Origin of the sequence: Paucibacter sediminis (assembly GCF_030254645.1) — a bacterium.
Classification (GTDB): Bacteria; Pseudomonadota; Gammaproteobacteria; order Burkholderiales; family Burkholderiaceae_C; genus Paucibacter_B; species Paucibacter_B sediminis.
The window spans coordinates 2,443,534-2,460,053 of sequence record NZ_CP116346.1; the positions used below are offsets into that span (position 1 = coordinate 2,443,534).

Annotated in this window: 16 protein-coding genes and 4 tRNA genes; 15 read left to right on the forward strand and 5 right to left on the reverse strand. The window is 66.4% G+C overall.

The annotated features are described in order from the left end of the window. Positions 1–198 precede the first annotated feature (198 nt). Entirely contained in the window at positions 199–2,685 is a 2,487-nt protein-coding gene (locus tag PFX98_RS11290; RefSeq protein WP_285235307.1) for a sensor domain-containing diguanylate cyclase, read from the reverse strand. A gap of 343 nt (positions 2,686–3,028) precedes the next feature. Here PFX98_RS11290 and PFX98_RS11295 point away from each other — a divergent pair, with 343 nt between their 5' ends. After that, the gene (locus tag PFX98_RS11295; protein WP_285235308.1) at positions 3,029–3,484 is read left to right on the forward strand and encodes a DUF302 domain-containing protein; all 456 of its coding nucleotides are present in this window, start codon (positions 3,029–3,031) and stop codon (positions 3,482–3,484) included. 229 nt (positions 3,485–3,713) lie between these two features. Beyond that, positions 3,714–4,319, forward strand: a complete 606-nt coding sequence (locus tag PFX98_RS11300; protein WP_285235309.1) for a hypothetical protein — start codon at positions 3,714–3,716, stop codon at positions 4,317–4,319. Positions 4,320–4,546: 227 nt separating this feature from the next. Here PFX98_RS11300 and PFX98_RS11305 read toward each other — a convergent pair whose 3' ends face one another. Together PFX98_RS11305 and PFX98_RS11310 are read right to left on the reverse strand one after the other, a co-directional pair. Next, positions 4,547–4,948 (reverse strand): cupin domain-containing protein, encoded by a 402-nt coding sequence (locus PFX98_RS11305; RefSeq protein ID WP_285235310.1) that lies wholly within the window; start codon positions 4,946–4,948, stop codon positions 4,547–4,549. 479 nt (positions 4,949–5,427) lie between these two features. Then, positions 5,428–5,793 (reverse strand): hypothetical protein, encoded by a 366-nt coding sequence (locus PFX98_RS11310; protein ID WP_285235311.1) that lies wholly within the window; start codon positions 5,791–5,793, stop codon positions 5,428–5,430. A gap of 522 nt (positions 5,794–6,315) precedes the next feature. Between PFX98_RS11310 and PFX98_RS11315 the strand changes: the two genes are divergently transcribed. From PFX98_RS11315 to PFX98_RS11365, 11 genes are all read left to right on the forward strand, one after another. Continuing rightward, positions 6,316–6,392, forward strand: a tRNA-Arg gene (locus PFX98_RS11315). A 12-nt stretch (positions 6,393–6,404) separates the two neighbouring features. Continuing rightward, positions 6,405–6,479 (forward strand) — tRNA-Glu (locus PFX98_RS11320). Positions 6,480–6,581: 102 nt separating this feature from the next. Continuing rightward, positions 6,582–6,657: transfer RNA gene (locus PFX98_RS11325), tRNA-Pro, on the forward strand. Positions 6,658–6,783: 126 nt separating this feature from the next. Further along, on the forward strand, positions 6,784–7,344 hold the full coding sequence (locus PFX98_RS11330; RefSeq protein ID WP_285235312.1) for an HNH endonuclease: 561 nt from the start codon (positions 6,784–6,786) through the stop codon (positions 7,342–7,344). A 198-nt stretch (positions 7,345–7,542) separates the two neighbouring features. Further along, a tRNA-Thr gene (locus PFX98_RS11335) sits at positions 7,543–7,611 on the forward strand. Positions 7,612–7,874: 263 nt separating this feature from the next. After that, positions 7,875–9,008: a slipin family protein gene (locus tag PFX98_RS11340; protein WP_285235575.1), complete on the forward strand. Its 1,134-nt coding sequence runs from the start codon at positions 7,875–7,877 to the stop codon at positions 9,006–9,008. A 64-nt stretch (positions 9,009–9,072) separates the two neighbouring features. After that, entirely contained in the window at positions 9,073–10,290 is a 1,218-nt protein-coding gene (locus PFX98_RS11345) for an RtcB family protein (RefSeq protein WP_285235313.1), read from the forward strand. 131 nt (positions 10,291–10,421) lie between these two features. After that, positions 10,422–11,186, forward strand: coding sequence for an RNA polymerase sigma factor (locus tag PFX98_RS11350; protein WP_285235314.1), 765 nt, complete (start codon positions 10,422–10,424; stop codon positions 11,184–11,186). Positions 11,187–11,331: 145 nt separating this feature from the next. Continuing rightward, positions 11,332–11,904: a ferritin-like domain-containing protein gene (locus tag PFX98_RS11355; RefSeq protein ID WP_285235315.1), complete on the forward strand. Its 573-nt coding sequence runs from the start codon at positions 11,332–11,334 to the stop codon at positions 11,902–11,904. An 8-nt stretch (positions 11,905–11,912) separates the two neighbouring features. Then, the gene (locus PFX98_RS11360; protein WP_425334684.1) at positions 11,913–12,356 is read left to right on the forward strand and encodes a c-type cytochrome; all 444 of its coding nucleotides are present in this window, start codon (positions 11,913–11,915) and stop codon (positions 12,354–12,356) included. 5 nt (positions 12,357–12,361) lie between these two features. Further along, positions 12,362–13,618, forward strand: a complete 1,257-nt coding sequence (locus tag PFX98_RS11365; protein WP_285235316.1) for a c-type cytochrome — start codon at positions 12,362–12,364, stop codon at positions 13,616–13,618. Positions 13,619–13,626: 8 nt separating this feature from the next. Here the strand turns inward: PFX98_RS11365 and PFX98_RS11370 are convergent, their stop codons facing one another. Then, positions 13,627–14,085 carry a pyridoxamine 5'-phosphate oxidase family protein gene (locus PFX98_RS11370; RefSeq protein WP_285235317.1) on the reverse strand — a complete coding sequence of 153 codons (459 nt, stop codon included), beginning with the start codon at positions 14,083–14,085 and terminating at the stop codon, positions 13,627–13,629. 157 nt (positions 14,086–14,242) lie between these two features. On the opposite strand from PFX98_RS11370, the gene PFX98_RS11375 reads away from it, so the two are divergent. Further along, the gene (locus PFX98_RS11375; protein WP_285235318.1) at positions 14,243–14,857 is read left to right on the forward strand and encodes a class I SAM-dependent methyltransferase; all 615 of its coding nucleotides are present in this window, start codon (positions 14,243–14,245) and stop codon (positions 14,855–14,857) included. 60 nt (positions 14,858–14,917) lie between these two features. On the opposite strand, the gene PFX98_RS11380 is transcribed toward PFX98_RS11375, so the two are convergent. Beyond that, positions 14,918–15,466, reverse strand: coding sequence for a carboxymuconolactone decarboxylase family protein (locus PFX98_RS11380; protein ID WP_285235319.1), 549 nt, complete (start codon positions 15,464–15,466; stop codon positions 14,918–14,920). 146 nt (positions 15,467–15,612) lie between these two features. Between PFX98_RS11380 and PFX98_RS11385 the strand changes: the two genes are divergently transcribed. After that, positions 15,613–16,512, forward strand: coding sequence for a LysR family transcriptional regulator (locus PFX98_RS11385; RefSeq protein ID WP_285235320.1), 900 nt, complete (start codon positions 15,613–15,615; stop codon positions 16,510–16,512). Positions 16,513–16,520 lie beyond the last annotated feature (8 nt).

The following is a 16,520-nucleotide window of genomic DNA, read 5'->3' on the forward strand; positions in this document are numbered from 1 at the left end:
TAAAGTGCGTAAACACGGGCTGAGCATTTATGCAGGCTGGCGACCGAAATCCGATTTGCGGTGACGTCCAGGTCCCCGCCGTCGGCGTTCAACGCCTGAATTGGTGATTGCTCCAGTGGTTCCCGGTTGAATAGCTGTTCAGTTTGGTCAGCCGGTACCACCGAATGTGGGGCCACCGGTTGTCAACGTGACATCGTGTCAGGAGTCCGACGTACACGGCGCTTCTGCAGAGCCGAGACAGAAGCGGTCCCGTCCTCCTGCCTTGGCGGCGTACAACAAGTCGTCCGCCCGTTTGCTGAGGTCGCGCGGCGTCAGCCCAGGCTCGCCGCGATAAAGCACCACGCCGATGCTGGTGCTGACGTGGACGGACCGGTTCTCCAGCACAAACGGCGTGCGCATCGCCTCAACGATATTGCCTGCAATGGTGACGGCATCGGCCGGCGCGGACAGTTGCTCGACGATGACGGCGAACTCGTCGCCGCCGGGGCGGGCCACGATGTCGGCGCCGCGCAGGCTGCGCGACAGCCGGCCGGCGAAGCCGCGCAGCAGCAGGTCGCCGGCCAGGTGCCCCAGGCTGTCGTTCACCTGCTTGAAGCCGTCCAGGTCCAGCAGCAGCAGGGCCATCGTGCCGCCCACGCTTTGGCAGCGCTGCACGGCCTCATACGCGCGCTGCTCGAAGCCGGCACGGTTCAGGAGGCCGGTGAGGCTGTCGGACTGGCTCAGCTCGATCAGTCGGCGCTCCTCCTGCTTCTGCGCGGTGGTGTCCAGAATCATCGCCACAAAGCCCAGCACCTCGCGGCCGTCGTCGGCGAACTGGGGCAGGTAGCTGGCGCGGTAGCAGCGGTAGCCTTCGCGCGTGGTGATCTCGCTGTCGAAACTCACGGTCTCGCCGGCCAGCGCGCGTCGGATGTGCGGTGCGGCCTCGCCGTACGCGCCCGCGCCAATCACCTCGCGGACGGTGAGGCCCAGCAGCTCGTGGCGCGGCCGGCCAAAGGCGCGCTCGTAGGCCAGGTTGATGAAGCGATAGCGCTCGTCCGCGTCGACATAGGACACGCGCATGGGCAGTTGATCGGTGATGCTGCGCAGGCGCTGCTCGCTCTGACGCAACGCCTGTTCGGCACGGCGGCGCGGCGTGATATCGCTGGCCAGGGCGTAGAAGCCGTCCACCGCACCGGCGGCGTCGCGCCTGGGTACCAAGGCGACGTGGATCCAGCGCTCCTCGGCCCGTCCCTGGATGTGGCGCTCGTAGCTCGCGGCTTCGCCGCGCAGTGCGGCTTCCATGGCCGGCCGCACCTCGGCCCAGGCCGCCTCGCCCAGCACCGAGGCCACGGTCTGCCCGAGCACGGCCTCCGGCGCGATGCCCAGCCAGTCCTGGTAGGTGCGGTTGGCAAAGCGGTAGCGGAATTCGCGGTCGTGATCGGCGATCAGCGCGGGCGCGCTGTCGGTGATGGCGCGCAGGCGCTCCTCGCTGGCCGCCAACCTGGCCTGGGCCTCGCGGCCCTCGGTCACGTCGCGCAGCAGCAGCTGCGACAACTGGCGGCCGCGCGCATCTCGGTAGCGTGCGGTCTGGACCTCCACCTCGAGGCGCCGGCCATCGCTGCGGCATAGCGTCAGCAGGCGCGGCTGGCCCGCCGGCTGTTGCAGGCATTCGGCAAGCGATGTGCCATTGCCATTGGGCAGTTGCGTGAGCGCCAAGCCAGGCGTGCCTGGCGGCTCTTTCGGCGCCAGCTCCAGCATCAGCCGCGCCATCGGGTTGAGCGCGGTCAGCCGGCCTTCCGGATCGACCACCACAATGCCTTCGCTGGCATGCTGGAACTGCGCCTGTTGCTGACGCTGGCTGGCCAGCAGCTCGGCCGCCAGGCCGCAGATCAGCACGCCGGTGCAGACCTGGGCGGTGACATAGCTCCACAGGGCCAGCAGCCCGGCGTGGGTGTCGTGTCCGGCAAACGGGCCGATGCCGCTGGCGGTGCCCCAGGCGGCCGTGCCCGACAGCAGCAACACCGCCAGCGAGGCCGCTAGCACGCCGGCACGCAGCGCCAGCACGGCCATCAGGAACAGCGGCAGGGCCAGCAAGGGAAAGGTCAAGGCCGTCGCGGGCGCCGTCCAGGGCGAGAAGGTCAGCAGCCCGCAGGCCAGCACCAGGCCCAGCAAGGCCATGTTGAAGCGGCCGCGCCGGCCGGCAAAGCTGGTGCGCATGCTGGCGCGGGACATGGCGACCAGCGGAATACCGCCCAGCAGGGCCCCGACCGCATCGCCGGTCCACCAGGTGAGCCAGGCGGGCGCCCATTGGCCGGCCGACAGGAAGCCCGCCAAACGCAGCCAGACGCAGCCATTGCTGGCGGTGACCAGCATGCCCAGCGCCACGGCCAGCAGGTAATGTCCCAGGTCGGCGCGGCGCGTGAGTGCCGCGTCAAAGCCCAAGCGGCCGAGCAGTTTGGCGCTTAGCCAAGGGCCCAGCGCATTGCCCGCCGCGATACCGAGCGCCGCCCAGGCGGGCGTGCCGATCTGGTAATTGATCAGAAAGGCGGCCAGCAGCATGGTCGGCGCCATCGAGGTGCCCCAACGCAGATAAGCAGCCAGTGCGATACCGGTGGGCAGCCAGATCAGCGAGACATGCGATCCGATGTAGGGAATCAGCAGGCCCAAGCGCGCTGCCAGGTAGTAGGCGAGCGCGGCCGCGCCCATGCGCGCGAACTGGTGCGGGCCTGATGCCTGTGACGGCGCTTCGTATGGGGTGCTCGAGTACACGGCCAGCCCAGGCAATGGCACTGCGTTGGCACCAAACTGCTCCCATGACATCCTTGGCCTGATGGGTAACCGGCCGGACTCCATCTTCGTCGTCCGTGCTGTCTGTTGCCTGACATTTGGGACGGACCGCGGGCTGAATATGTCGCTACGCTTGCGGATGCCGGACGCACCGGGCTGCGCGATGCTGTGAAGGCTGCCTGGGCGGTCAAGGGCATCGCTCCGGCCTGAGATGGCGAGGCCCTGTGGCGATTGGCGGTCTACCTTGATTGAGGAGTCGGCGATGAAGTACAAACTGCTCTCGTTTCTGTTTGCTGCCTTGCTGCTGTCCAACGCGAGCGCGCAGGTGCAAGGGGTGGTCGCCATGCCCAGCAAATTCTCGGTTGCTGAAACCATCGACCGCGCCGAAGCCGCAGTCAAGGCAGCCAGCGGCTTTCAGATCTTTGCAAGAGTCGACTTTCAGGCCGTGGCGGCGACGCAGGGCGGCAAGGTGCGCCCCGCCCAGCTGTTGATCTTTGGCCGAGGCACGGTGCTCCCAGCCCTGCTGCCGCAGTACCCCGCCACTGCGATCGATCTTCCGCTCAAGATCGTTGCCTGGGAGGATGAAACGGGCAAGGTCATGCTGGCCTACAACACCGGCGAGTACCTGGCGCAACGGCATGGAGTCATGGGCAAGGACGACGTCCTCAAACGCATCACCGACGCCACCGCCTCTTTTGCAAAGCTGGCGATTGAGTAGTGCCCGAGCCGGCTGCACACGCGCCCTAGCGAAAGCAGCGGACGCGCGCCGGTGATCGCAGGATTGACGCTTTCCAACTCCGGTGCGCAGAATCAAAAAGAGAGCCCTCGGGTGAAGACTCTCGTCCGCATCGGTGGCGCGCCGATCCTGCGCTCTGTCCAACCATACGGCGCGAAGAGAGGTTTATCCTATGTCTCCGACCAGGTTTCTTGGACTCAGGCCGCTCATCGTGGCCGCGATCACCGCGCTGGGTACGACGAGTGCGCACGCGCTGATCTTGTGTGTGGATTCGGGCGGCAACCTGTCCGCCGGAACGACGTGCAAGAAGGGTTGGACGCCTCTGGATCCGGTTGCTACGGGCCTTCAGGGGCCGATGGGTCCACAGGGTCCGCAAGGTCCGCAGGGGCCACAAGGGTTGACAGGGCCTCAAGGCAACGTCGGGCCCATGGGGCCGCAAGGTAGTCGGGGCCCCAGTGATGTCTACGCCGTCGACGGGGTATTCGCGCCGGATCTGCTGAACGACGTCATCACCAATGTCGTTTCCATCAACCTTCCCCCTGGAAGTTACCTCGTTGTCGGGCGCGTGATGGTGGAGAACGACGATGTTCAAAGCAGGGCGACATGGTGCCGCCTCAGCGAGCCAAGCTTCACCCTGGACAACGCCGGACCGGAATACCAGCGAACGCTGCCGGCGGGGACGATGGACAACATCAGCCTTCAGCACACGCTGGTTTTCTCGTCGGCAAGCACAGTGACGATGCAATGCAAGTCCTATAACGCGAGAGTGTTCTTTCCCCGTCTCGCGGCCATTCAGGTGGGGGCCGTTCACAAGTAGGAAACGGCGTGGCGCAGCGGGAGCGCCTGAGCTCTTCCGCTGACCTGGCCGACCAGGGGCGCACGTTGAAGGACCGATAGCCTCTGGAGGGCAATCAATGCAGTCAGGCTGACGCTGGCGTCGCGGCAGCGAACGGCAGTTGTGCAGCGATGGCAGCCTGAGCCCGACTAACTCTATGGGCTGCTCTCGGCCAGGCGCGGCCGTTCAACAACGACAGTGCGCATGCTTCAAGCATCGCTCACGGTCTCGTGCTCGGCAGGAATGAAGATCTCGAGCAGTTCGCAATCCTCGGACCATCCGACCACGGTGTGGCGGATGTTGGGTGGCTGCACCCAGCTCGAGCCCGCATGCAGCCGGCGCCGGCCGACACCCTCAAACTCGGTCTCGAACCACCCTCTCAGGCAGTAGACCATCTGGAACTGCACGTCATGGCGATGACGGACGCTCAACTCGGGCCGGTAGGGCTCGATCATGCGGATCACATGCGCTCGCGCGAGGCCGTTCGTCGCCTCAGCGACACCCAGATCACGATAGGACGAGTAGCTGCGTAGCCCCCCGGTCTTGAAGGCAGCCTCGTCATGGTGGCTGAGGACGAAGTGGTGCTGCTCGTTGGATGACGGCGTGTTCATGTGAGCTCCAGTGACTGCCCGAATTCCGATCAGACCTCGCGACAGCGAGCTTGGCAATCCTAAGACCACGCTTGCAGCGCTCATCGGGGCTGTCTGCAGGCGTGCGCTGGGCCAGCGTTCAAGGGTTGCGGATTTGATCGGGCGCGCGGCGTACATGACGAGCGACGGTATTTGGACTTCCATGTCCACGCAGCCCAGGCGCTCACAGACCTGGACCAGGCCGAGCTGTCTGTCACTGATGCCAGCGCCAAACTGTTCGGCACGATCCGCCTCGCTGCGCCGATCGTGCTTAGTCCATAGGCAGATCTAGCGCGGGCCGCCTAATGCTCCCGTTCTTTACGAAGTTACCGTAGGAGAGCGGCGGAGTGCTCCTGGGCTTCAGCGATCTCAACCCGGGCGAGGCCGTCATCGTCGATTTCCTGCCACTGCCGCCGGACGCTCGCCACAGCACAGGGCACTTCGAGCGAGGCGTCGAAGGGTTACTGGTGGAACGTCTTCAGCAATTGCTTCAAGCGTTTTCGTCCGTCGCTATTCGTCTCGCGAAACGTCTTCAGCGCCAGTGCCAGGAACTGCTGTTCTCCTGGTGACAGACCCGTTGGCTCGCGCTCTTCGTCCAGCCACCCGGGCTCCTTGCTGCAATGCTGCTCGATCTGTCGAGCCAGCTTGTCGCCGATCGGCCGAGCGCCGCTCTTGGCCATGGACCAGGTGGCGCTACTCACCTCGATCTTGCTTGCCCAGGCCGACTCAAGTCCCTTGGGTGGGTCGCCGGCGGCGATGCGTTCTTCCGCAAAAGTCTGGAAGAGCGCAATGGCGTTGAGTCGGCGAAATGTAGAGATGCTGGACACGGCGTGTGTTGTTAAAACACTTCACATGCATTCTAGGGGATCGAAGGAGTTGACGGGGCCGTGAACACTCTTCACAATTCATCCATTCGTTAATTCACCCCAACCCGCCAGGTCTCATCATGCTTCGCACAGCCTACGTCACCAACGCCAAGCGCCCCCTTTCGGGTGAGATGGCTGTGTGCTTCGCTGCGGCTCGCCATGAGATTGCGCTGGCACTGAGCCAGCCGCGCCAAGACCGATACGAAGGTGAATCAATGCTACCGGGGAAGGCTCCAGCCCGCTGAAGCTTTCGTACTCCAGGGATCCGTCGATCCCATGAAGCCCGGTCTCCTGCAGGAACCGGGCTTTTTGTTTGGCTCCTGCGAATCGGATTGATGCCATCTCGGGTGTGCCCGTGCACAAGCACCGGCCGGCCCGGTGCGCATGTGTGCCCAAGCACGTTCTGCAGACGGAGCCGGCATGCAGCGGTCAAGACAAGCCTTGCTTGCCTGGGTCGCGTGCGGACACAGCCGAGATGCCATCGCCTCGTTAGCTCAGTGGATCAGAGCGTCGGCCTACGAAGCCGGAGGCCGGAGGTTCGACTCCTTCACGAGGCACCAGTTTTCATTTCTGTCCCGTTGGACTTCCGGTGAGGTCCTCGGCCCTTCAAGCCGAAGAGGCGGGTTCGACTCCCGCACGGGATACCAGATCAAAAGCCTGTCGTCGAGCTCGCGCTTCGACAGGCGCAAACCGGCCGCAACGATTGGGCGGCGTCGGAACCCGTCACCGACAGCTATAGCGAGCAAGACCCGTGTGTAGCGCAACTGGTAGCGCATCTGCTTTGGGAGCAGGCGGTTGCAGGTTCAAGTCCTGCCGCACGGACCAGGAGAAACATGTCGCCATAGCTCAGTTGGAAGAGCAGCGGGTTTTGATCCCGCAGGTCGCAGGTTCGAACCCTGCCGCCCCTGCCAGAACACATGAATCGTGCCCAGTCACAGAAAGGAGGACGCCATGCACGACGTATTGCAGCTGGACATCATCGGCCAGCCTCAGGCCTGGATCTCGATCAAGCAGGCGGCCGTCCATGTGGCTACGCGCTCGGTCGCCTGGTCGATCGGAGAACTGCCACTGGCTGTGCTGCGTGGTGGAACGAACGTTCGCAGCGGCCAGCAGTCGATCCTCGAGGTACCGGCCATCCTGGCTCTCAGCGGCAACTCGCGTCTGAATCTGTTCGACATGACGCCAAGCTTCAACAAGGCCAAGGTGATCCGGCGCGACCGCCAGACCTGCGCCTACTGCGGCGATGCGCATGATGTGCGCTGCCTCACGGTCGACCACATCCTGCCGGCATCGCGTGGCGGGCCGCTCAGCTGGATGAACACGGTCGCTGCCTGCCGCGCCTGCAATGCGCGCAAGGCCGACCGCACGCCCGAGGAAGCCGGGATGCCGCTGCTGTTCACGCCCTACGTGCCCAGCCGTTTCGAGGACTTCCTGCTCAAGGGCAGGCGGATCCGCGCGGACGTGCACGAGTGGCTGGCCGCGCGGCTACCGAAAGAATCGCGTCTGAGCTGACCCACCCGGTCGGCCCAGACGCCCACAGATCTGCCTTGGAAGGTAGGGCTCACAGCTTGGGGGTTCCACCCCACCGGTGCGTTGTGGCCGGGCTCGTCCCGTCGCTATGACGCATGCCGCCCTGCTGAAAGGGGCCGATACGGTGAAACACGGTTGTCCTGCAAGGGTTCGGGTTCGACTCCCGGGTTCGCCACCACTGGATAGCTCAGTCGGGTAGAGCAACGGATTCGTAATCCGTGTGTCGTGGGTTCGACGCCCACTCCACCAATGGCCTGTCACGCCAGTGAAAGAAGCGGTCGCAAGACCAACCCGCCGAACGTGCCGGCCTGCCCTCGGGTAAACCGGCATCAGCGCGGCCACCCGTGCTTCGGGCACGCGGGGCCTGCGTCCACGGCCAGTTCGAAGTGTGTCCAGGGAGGGCATGCCGACGACGCGCCGCGGCACCCAGTCCCAGGCATCCGGGGTCCGTGGCCGTGCTGTAACGGCACCCCTATTCAAACAACACGCTGCAAAACAAGGAGAACCTCATGATGATCAAGCGTGTCACTGTGAAGAAGAACGAGCGCGGCCTGCTGCTGCGCAATGGTGATTTCGAGCGCGTGCTGCAACCCGGCACGCACTGGCTGTTCGCCGGCCTGGACCAGCTTCAGGTCGAGCTGTTTGCCATTGGAGCGCCGGCCTTCGTGCACCCTCTGACCGATTACCTGCTGGCCAAGGAGCCGGCGGTGGTCGAGGCCGAGTTCGTGCGCGTCGAGTTGAACGCCAACCAGGTTGGCCTGCGTAGCGAGAACGGCGTGCTGGTTGAGCTGCTGCCGCCCGACACGCGGCGCCTGTACTGGAAGGGTCTGGTGGATGTGCGGGTCGAGGTGATCGACCTAGCGAGCTCCATCGAGCTGTCCCCGGCGCTCACCGCTCGGCTGCTGCAGACCCAGTTACGCCCACGGAGCATCACCGGCCTGGCCGGCGCGCTGCAAGTGGTCGTGCCGGAGCACGGCGCCGGCCTGCTGTGGGTCGACGGCAAGGTCGAGCGGCTGCTTGGCGCTGGCTCGTTCGCGTTCTGGAAGTTCAACCGCAACGTGAGCGTGGATCTGGTGGACCTGCGGCTGCAGGCTGTCGAGGTGACGGGGCAGGAAATCCTGACCCGCGACAAGGTGGCTCTGCGGCTCAACCTCTCGGCCACCTGGCGCTACTCGGACGTGCTGAGCGCCTACAAGGCCTTGGCCAAGCCGGCCGAGCATCTGTACCGTGAGCTGCAGTTCGGTCTGCGCGCGGCGGTGGGCACGCGCTCGCTCGATGAGCTGCTCGAAAACAAGGGCGTCATTGACGAGGTGGTGACCGCCCAGGTCAAGGCCAAGCTCGCGGCGCTCGGGCTCGAGCTGACCAGCGTCGGCGTGAAGGACATCGTGCTGCCGGGCGAGATGAAGACCATCCTTGCCCAGGTGGTGGAGGCCGGGAAGTCGGCCGAAGCCAACGTGATCCGCCGCCGCGAGGAAACCGCCGCGACCCGTTCGCTGCTGAACACCGCCAAGGTGATGGAGGACAACCCCGTCGCCCTGCGCCTCAAGGAGCTGGAAACCCTGGAGCGCGTGGCGGAGCGCATCGACAAGATCTCCGTCTTCGGAGGTCTGGACCAGGTGCTCAATGGGCTGGTGAAGCTGCGTTGAGTGCCGCCCCGGCCTGGCTCAATTTGAATCTCGCCCGGCTGGGGCTCTACATTGGAACAACATCATGGAAGCTCAACACATTCACGAAGACGTCCCAGGCGGTGTGCCGCTGAAGATGTGGACGCGTGGCGTGCCCGTCGAGTCCGAGGCCAAGCGCCAGCTCACCAACGCGGCGCGCCTGCCCATCGTCTTCAAGCACATCGCCGCGATGCCTGACGTGCACTTCGGCATCGGTGCCACGGTGGGCTCGGTCATCCCGACCATCAAGGCCATCATTCCGGCGGCCGTGGGCGTGGACATCGGCTGCGGCATGATCGCCTGCAAGACCACGCTGCGCGCCGAAGACCTGCCCGACAACCTCGCCCCGCTGCGCGCAGCCATTGAGCGCGCAGTGCCGCATGGCCGCGTGCCCGGCAACCGTGACCCGGGCGCCTGGCAAAAGCCGCCGGGCTCGGTGGATACGGCCTGGGCGCAGCTCGAGCCCGAGTTCGCTGAGCTTTGCCGCAACTACCCCAAGCTGGAAAAGACCAACCATCACAAGCACCTGGGAACGCTCGGTGGCGGCAACCACTTCATCGAGGTCTGCCTGGACGAAGCTGGCGCGGTCTGGTTCATGCTGCATTCGGGCTCGCGCGGCGTGGGCAATGCCATCGGCACGATGTTCATCGAACTGGCCAAGCAGGACGCGATGCGCCATCAGGCCAACCTGCCTGACCGCGACCTGGCCTACTTCGAGGAAGGCAGCCGCTACTTTGGCGACTATGTCCGTGCCGTGAGCTGGGCTCAGAAGTACGCCGCTATGAACCGTGAGGTCATGATGCGCCGCGTCATCGAGGCTGCAAAGACGGTCCTGCACAAGAACTTCCAGAGCCACATCGAGGCGGTGAACTGCCACCACAACTATGTGCAGCGCGAGCAGCACTTCGGCGAGGACGTGTTCGTGACCCGCAAGGGTGCGGTGAGCGCCAAGGCAGGCCAGCTGGGCATCATCCCGGGCAGCATGGGCGCGCGCAGCTACATCGTGCGCGGCAAGGGCAACCCGGAGTCCTTCGAGTCCTGCTCACATGGCGCGGGCCGCGTCATGAGCCGTGGCGATGCCAAGCGCAGCTTCACGCTAGCCGACCACCGCGCGGCCACGGAAGGCGTCGAGTGCCGCAAGGACAAGGACGTGCTGGATGAAACGCCCGCGGCTTACAAGGACATCGATGCCGTCATGGCCGCGCAGGCGAACCTGGTCGACGTGGTGCATACGTTGAAGCAGGTGGTTTGTGTGAAGGGTTGAGCCGCAGGGCTGCTCGGATGTTGTCTCCCGGCTTGACCATGGCGCCGCGCGAGGTCTCGAACACTTTCGGGAACGCAACCCCCGGATTCCGCATCCAATGGGCAACACTCGCAAACTCCGGTGAACGCACCATGCCAGCCAAGCTCGCCATACCCGCCATTAGCCACGCCCAAGCGCATCCCGCCAGTCAGGCGGATGGCGAACTCGCGCGCCTTGCCGCGGGCGGGGACGAGGCCGCCTTCGAGGCCTTGATGCGGCGCCACAACCGGCGCCTGTTCCGCACCGCGCGCAGCATCGTGAAGTGCGACGAGGAAGCCGAGGACGCGTTGCAGGAGGCCTATCTGCGGGCCTGGTCCGCCTTGCCCGGCTTCCGTGCCGAGGCGCAGTTGTCCACCTGGCTGGTGCGCATCGTGGCCAACGAAGCCCTGGGGCGGCTGCGCAAGCGTGCCCGCGGCGCACAGGTGATTGCCTTGGAGGGTCTGGCCATGCCGTCCGACGATGAGTCCGCTGCGTCGACGACGCTCGAAGCGCTGATGAGCGATCCTGCCGCGCAGGAGCAGCCCGAGCGGCTGGCGATGCGCGGGCAGATGCGCCAGCTCATCGAGGCGCGCATCGATCAGCTGCCCGCCCTGTTCCGCACGGTGTTCGTGCTTCGCGCCGTCGAGGAGATGAGCGTGGAGGAGGTGGCCCTGGCGCTGCAGTTGCCGGCCGCCACGGTGCGCACCCGCTTCTTCCGCGCCCGCGCCCTGCTGCGCGAAGCGCTCTCGCAGGACATGGACGTCGCAACCGGCGACGCCTTCTCCTTCGACGGCGCGCGCTGCGACCGCATCGTCGCCGCGGTGCTGTCACGCCTGGCCGCGCAAGCCAGCGCCAGCCCCGCGGCCTCGGACCCCTAGCCGCCCGCGCCCGGCCGGCGCCGCCGGCCTCACCCACCCCGTTCGGCACTGACGCCAGCGCGCCAGCGCCTGCCCACGCCCCTGCGCGCTCGGTTTTGCAGGGGCATCCACTTCACTCGTTACCACCCCGCGCAAGGAGTTTCATATGTCGTTCCTTCAAATCTCGAATCCCGCCATGGCGCGTCGCCTGTTCCTGGGCAGCTCCGGCCTGTCCTTGTCCGGTGCCGCCGTGGCGCTGCTGGCCGGCAAGCATGCGCTGGCGGCGGCCAGCCCGGCCGGTTCGACGGCCAATGATGTGCAGATCATCAATACCGCCCTGGGGGCGGAGCTCGAGGCCATCGCGGCCTACCAGCTGGGCGCGGAGAGCCAGCTGCTGCAAAAGCCGGTGCTGGAGCTGGCGCTCGGCTTCCAGGGCCACCACAAGGAGCATGCGCAGACGCTGGCCAAGGTGGTGGAGCAGCTCGGCGGCAAGCCCGTCACGGCCAAGCCGGCCTACAACTTCCCGGTGGATCAGCTCAAGACCCAGGCCGATGTGCTGCGCTTTGCGGCGCGGCTCGAACAGGGCGCCGTGAGTGCCTACCTGGGGGCCGTGCCGCTGTTCGCGGACCGCGCGCTTGCCAAGGCGGCGGCCAGCATCCTCGGCGACGAGGCCATGCACTGGGCCATCCTGCGGCAGGCGCTGGGCGAGGTGCCGGTCCCCAGCGCCTTCATGGCGTGAGCCGCCGGATGTGGGCGCGCGCATCCAGTCGGCTGTGGTGCCAGGTCTTGATCGCCGGCTTGGCCGCCGCGGCCAGCATCACCGCCGTGGCCGGCCCCGGCCAGCAGGCCCCGGATGTGCTGCGCGGCGAGCAGCTGTACGGGCGCTGCATGGGCTGCCATGCGCCGGCGTACGACAGCGTCGGGCCGCGGCACTGCGGCCTGTTCGGGCGGCGCGCCGGGAGCCTGCCGGGCTATGCCTTCAGCGCGGCCATGAAGGCGCAGCCCTGGGTCTGGAATGCCGCCACGCTGGACCGCTTTCTGGCCGCACCGCTGGCGGCCGTACCCGGCACCAGCATGACTTACGACGGCATCGCCGACGCGCGGGAGCGGCGCGACCTCATTGCCTACCTTCGCGCGCTGGACGCCAGCCCGCAATGCCGGGCCGCGAGTCCGGCCAAACATCAGGAGTGAGCGACATGCTTGAACGCAACACAGCAAACAAGGCCTGGCCGGTGATGGGCAAGGGCCTGCGAACGTACTGGGCCCTGCCGCTGGCCGCGGCCGTGACGCTGACGGCCTGCGGCGGCGCGGACGAGACCTCGCCCGCCGACACCGCCGCAGCGGATGCGGCGGCCATGGCCGAGCAGGGGCGGCAGATCTTTCGCTACGACACCTTTGGCGACGAAGCACATTGGACCGACACCCTGCGCATGCACGAGGTCATCAGCGCGGCCGTCGATCCGGCCACGGCCCTGTCCGTCGGCCTGAAGGTCGATGCCCAGGCGCTGCCGGCCAGCGTCGTCGAAGGCATCAAGAACGGCAGCATCGACCTGAGCAAGCCCGCGACGACGATCGCCCTGCTGAAGCTGGACGCGGTGCTGGGCCTCAAGGGCACGGTCGAAACGGTGAACGGGCAGGACGTGCTCAAGCGTGTCGGCATCACCTGCGCGCTATGCCATTCGACGGTCGACAACTCGTTCGCGCCGGGCATCGGCAAGCGCCTGGACGGCTGGGCCAACCGCGACCTCAACGCCGGCGCCATCATCGCCTTGTCACCCGCGCTCAGCGACGCAATGAAGAAGGTGTACCGGAGCTGGGGGCCGGGCAAGTTCGATCCGCGCCACAACATCGACGGACTGAACAAGCCCGTCGTCATTCCTCCCGCCTATGGTCTCAAGGGCCTGCACGCCATCACGGTGACCGGCGACGGGCAGGACCTCGCGTACTGGAACCGCTACGTGGCCGTTGCGGAAATGGGTGGCCAGGGCACGGTGACGGAGCCGCGCCTGCAGCTGAGCATCAGCAACGGCAACCAGGATCTGGTCTCGGCCAAGCTGCCGGCGCTGCAGGTCTATCAGCTGACGCTCGCGGCCCCGCCCGCGCCGGCGGGGAGCTTTGATGCCAATGCCGCCGCCCGCGGGAAGCTGGTGTTCGAAGGGCAGGGCCAATGCGCAAGCTGCCACAGCGGCAGCCTGTTCAGCGATGCCAACAGCACCCTGCACCCAGCCGCGGACTCGATGGCCGAACCGGAGACGCCGAGCTACGCCGCACGTTCGGCCAGCCGGCAGTACCGCAGCTCACCGCTCAAGGGGGTGTGGCAGCACGCGCCGTACTTCCATGACGGCTCTGCCGCCAGCTTGCTCGACGTCGCACGCCGCTACAACGCCAGGCGAGGGCTGCAACTCACGGAGCAGCAGATGGCCGAGCTGGCCGAATACCTGAAGTCGCTGTGAGCCCGGCCTTAGACGACGACGAGATCCGTGTGCGCAAAGCCCTTGGTGTAGTCGAGCACGGAGACGATTTCCGGCACCACGCGGAAGATCGCCACCTCCTCCGGCCTGGGCATCGTCATCTGCGCGGTCGCGGGCGGCGCGTCGGCGTACTTCAGCGGCAGCATCGCGATGACCTTCACCGCCTCGGCGCGGTCGTTCACGCGCTGGGCTCGCGCCGCCATCGTCAGGCCGGTGATCGACATGATGTCGGGCGTGTCATGGTCAACCGTGAGCGAAACGCGATCATCGTGCGCGAGGTTCCTGGCCTTCTGGCTGTCGAGGCCGCAGAGAAACCACAGCGTGAGGCCCTCGTTCACGTAGCCCACCGTGGTTGCCTGGGGCCAGCCGTCCGGCCGCAGTGTCGCAATCGTCATGATTCTGTGGCCATCAAGCAGGGCCAGGATCTTCTGCTTCATCAGATCGTCCATGGGGATCTCCATAGCTGCCGTTCGGCGGGATGCCAGGGCCAGCCTGCCATGGCGGTGCCCGGGCCGCGTTGACCGCAGTCAACGCAAATTCCCCCTCGGAGACGCCGCGACTGAGGCCGGGAGACAATCCGCAACTCATCCACCACGGGGCGTTGGCATGGAAGCAAAGAACCATTGGGACAGGGTCTACGCGAGCAAGCCGGCCGAAACGGTCAGCTGGTTCCAGCCGCATGCCCAGCAGTCGCTGGCGCTGATACGGCGGATCGCCGGCCCGGGCCCGATCCGCGTGATCGATGTGGGCGGCGGTGCCTCGACGCTGGTCGACGACCTGATGGCGCAGCCGCGGTTCGAGGTCTCGGTGCTCGACATCTCCGCGGCCGCACTCGCCGTGGCGCAGCAGCGGCTGCAGGCGCGGGCCGATGCCGTGCGTTGGATCGTCGGCGACATCACCCAGGTCGAATTGCCCGAGAACGCCTACGACATCTGGCACGACCGCGCGGTGTTCCACTTCCTGACCGAACCGGCGCAGCGCGCGGCCTATGTGGAACGGGTGCGGCGCGGGGTGCGGCCCGGCGGGCATGTCATCGTGGCCGCCTTCGGACCCGAGGGCCCCACGCAATGCAGCGGCCTGCCGGTGGTGCGCTACGCGCCAGGCGAACTCCACGCCCAGTTCGGCGGCTCATTCGAGTTGCTGGAGCACCTCAGCGAGGCGCATCAGACGCCGGCCGGTGCGATCCAGCAATTCGTCTATTGCCACTGCCGGATGCACTGAGCCGCCGGCGTCCGCCGGGCATCCTTGAGTACGCGCTGCAGCGGTTGGTGGCGCCGGCGCTCAGGCGGCCAACTTGGCGTGCACCGCCGGGAAATCGATGTCGGTGGCGGCCACGTTGTTGACGTAGTTGGTCAGCACGTTGAGGGCCACGTTTAGCACGATCTCGACCACGCTGGCTTCATCGAAGTCGGCAGCGCGCAGGGCGGCCAGGTCAGCGTCGGAGACGCGCCCACGGGTCTCTGCCACGCGGCGAGCAAAGTGCAGCGCCGCCGCGCTGCGCGCGTCATCCGAGCGGCCCGCACGTGCGGCGTCGATTTCGGCGGCACCGATCTTGGCGACGTTGGCGGCCAGGTAGCTGTGTGCCGACAGACAGTAGTCGCAGCCGTTGTATTCGGCGATGGCCAGAGCGATGCGCTCACGCAGCTGCGCGCTCAGCTTGCCCTTGGCCAGGGCGCCGTTCAGCGACAGATAGCCTTCCAGCGCGGCGGGGCTGTGGCCCACCAGCTTCATCAGATTGGGCACCACGCCCAGTTGCTGCTTGACGGCTGCCAGCAGGGGCTTGGAGGCTTCGAGCGAGGTTTCGACGCTGGGGATGCTGATGCGCGACATGTTCAATCTCCGGTGGGTAGCAGGGGCAAGTTGATTGGGGTTTGGTCTCATCCGCTCTGTGTTGAGCGAATGGCTGAACTGTCCTTGAATCGCCCGCTGCTTAGAATCACCTGCAAATCCAAGACACCGTTACGTGGAGTGAAACAGTGGACCGACTGCACCTGATCAATGTGTTCACGGCGGTGGTGGACGCGAACGGTTTTGCCGGCGCCGCGCGCAAGCTCAACATCTCGCCGCCCGCGGTCACGCGGGCCATCAGCGAGCTGGAAGCCCATCTGGGCGTGCGCCTGCTGACCCGCACCACGCGGGTGGTGCGGGTCACGGACGCGGGGGCGCGCTATGTGGAAGATTGCCGGCGCATCCTGGCCGAACTGGCCGAGGCCGACGAATCGGTGAGCGGCCTGCACGGCGCACCACGTGGGCGGCTGACGCTCACGGCGCCGGTGCTCTTCGGCGCGCTCTACGTCACCCCCATCGTGACGGAGTATTTGCAGCGCTATCCCGAGGTGACGGCCTCTTGCTGGTTTCTCGATCGCGTCGTGAACATGATGGACGAGGGCGTGGACATCGCCGTGCGCATCGGCGAATTGCCCGACTCTTCGATGCAGGCGATCCGTGTCGGCAAGGTGCGGCGCGTGATCTGCGCGGCGCCCAGCTATCTGGAGCGGCATGGCGAGCCGCAAAGCCCGGACGAGCTGGCGGCCCACACCATTGTTTCCGCCAGCGGCGTCACCCCCGCGCCCGAATGGCGCCTGGTGGAGAACGGTGCAGCCAGGATCGTCAAGCTGCAGCCGCGCATGATCACCACCACCAATGATTCGGCGGTGGCCGCCGCCGTGGCTGGCTTTGGCTTGTCGCGCCTGATGTCCTACCAGGTCGCGGAACATGTGCGCGAAGGGCGCCTCAAGATATTGCTGAGCGAGTTCGAGACGGCGCCCCTGCCGGTGCAGCTGGTGCACCGCGAGGGGCGTCATGCCTCGCAGAAGGCGCGCGCATTTCTGGATCTGGCGATCGAACGGTTGCGCGCCAGCCCGGCGCTCAACTGAAGCGCATT

Bases quoted from the DNA above. Each gene is read 5' to 3' on its own strand.
- PFX98_RS11305 (WP_285235310.1), bottom strand. From the start codon at position 4,948: ATGAACACGCCGTCATCCAACGAGCAGCACCACTTCGTCCTCAGCCAC.
- PFX98_RS11370 (WP_285235317.1), bottom strand. From the start codon at position 14,085: ATGGACGATCTGATGAAGCAGAAGATCCTGGCCCTGCTTGATGGCCAC.
- PFX98_RS11340 (WP_285235575.1), top strand. From the start codon at position 7,875: ATGATCAAGCGTGTCACTGTGAAGAAGAACGAGCGCGGCCTGCTGCTG.
- PFX98_RS11360 (WP_425334684.1), top strand. From the start codon at position 11,913: ATGTGGGCGCGCGCATCCAGTCGGCTGTGGTGCCAGGTCTTGATCGCC.
- PFX98_RS11330 (WP_285235312.1), top strand. From the start codon at position 6,784: ATGCACGACGTATTGCAGCTGGACATCATCGGCCAGCCTCAGGCCTGG.
- PFX98_RS11380 (WP_285235319.1), bottom strand. From the start codon at position 15,466: ATGTCGCGCATCAGCATCCCCAGCGTCGAAACCTCGCTCGAAGCCTCC.
- PFX98_RS11295 (WP_285235308.1), top strand. From the start codon at position 3,029: ATGAAGTACAAACTGCTCTCGTTTCTGTTTGCTGCCTTGCTGCTGTCC.
- PFX98_RS11365 (WP_285235316.1), top strand. From the start codon at position 12,362: ATGCTTGAACGCAACACAGCAAACAAGGCCTGGCCGGTGATGGGCAAG.
- PFX98_RS11290 (WP_285235307.1), bottom strand. From the start codon at position 2,685: ATGGGCGCGGCCGCGCTCGCCTACTACCTGGCAGCGCGCTTGGGCCTG.
- PFX98_RS11375 (WP_285235318.1), top strand. From the start codon at position 14,243: ATGGAAGCAAAGAACCATTGGGACAGGGTCTACGCGAGCAAGCCGGCC.
- PFX98_RS11345 (WP_285235313.1), top strand. From the start codon at position 9,073: ATGGAAGCTCAACACATTCACGAAGACGTCCCAGGCGGTGTGCCGCTG.
- PFX98_RS11350 (WP_285235314.1), top strand. From the start codon at position 10,422: ATGCCAGCCAAGCTCGCCATACCCGCCATTAGCCACGCCCAAGCGCAT.
- PFX98_RS11355 (WP_285235315.1), top strand. From the start codon at position 11,332: ATGTCGTTCCTTCAAATCTCGAATCCCGCCATGGCGCGTCGCCTGTTC.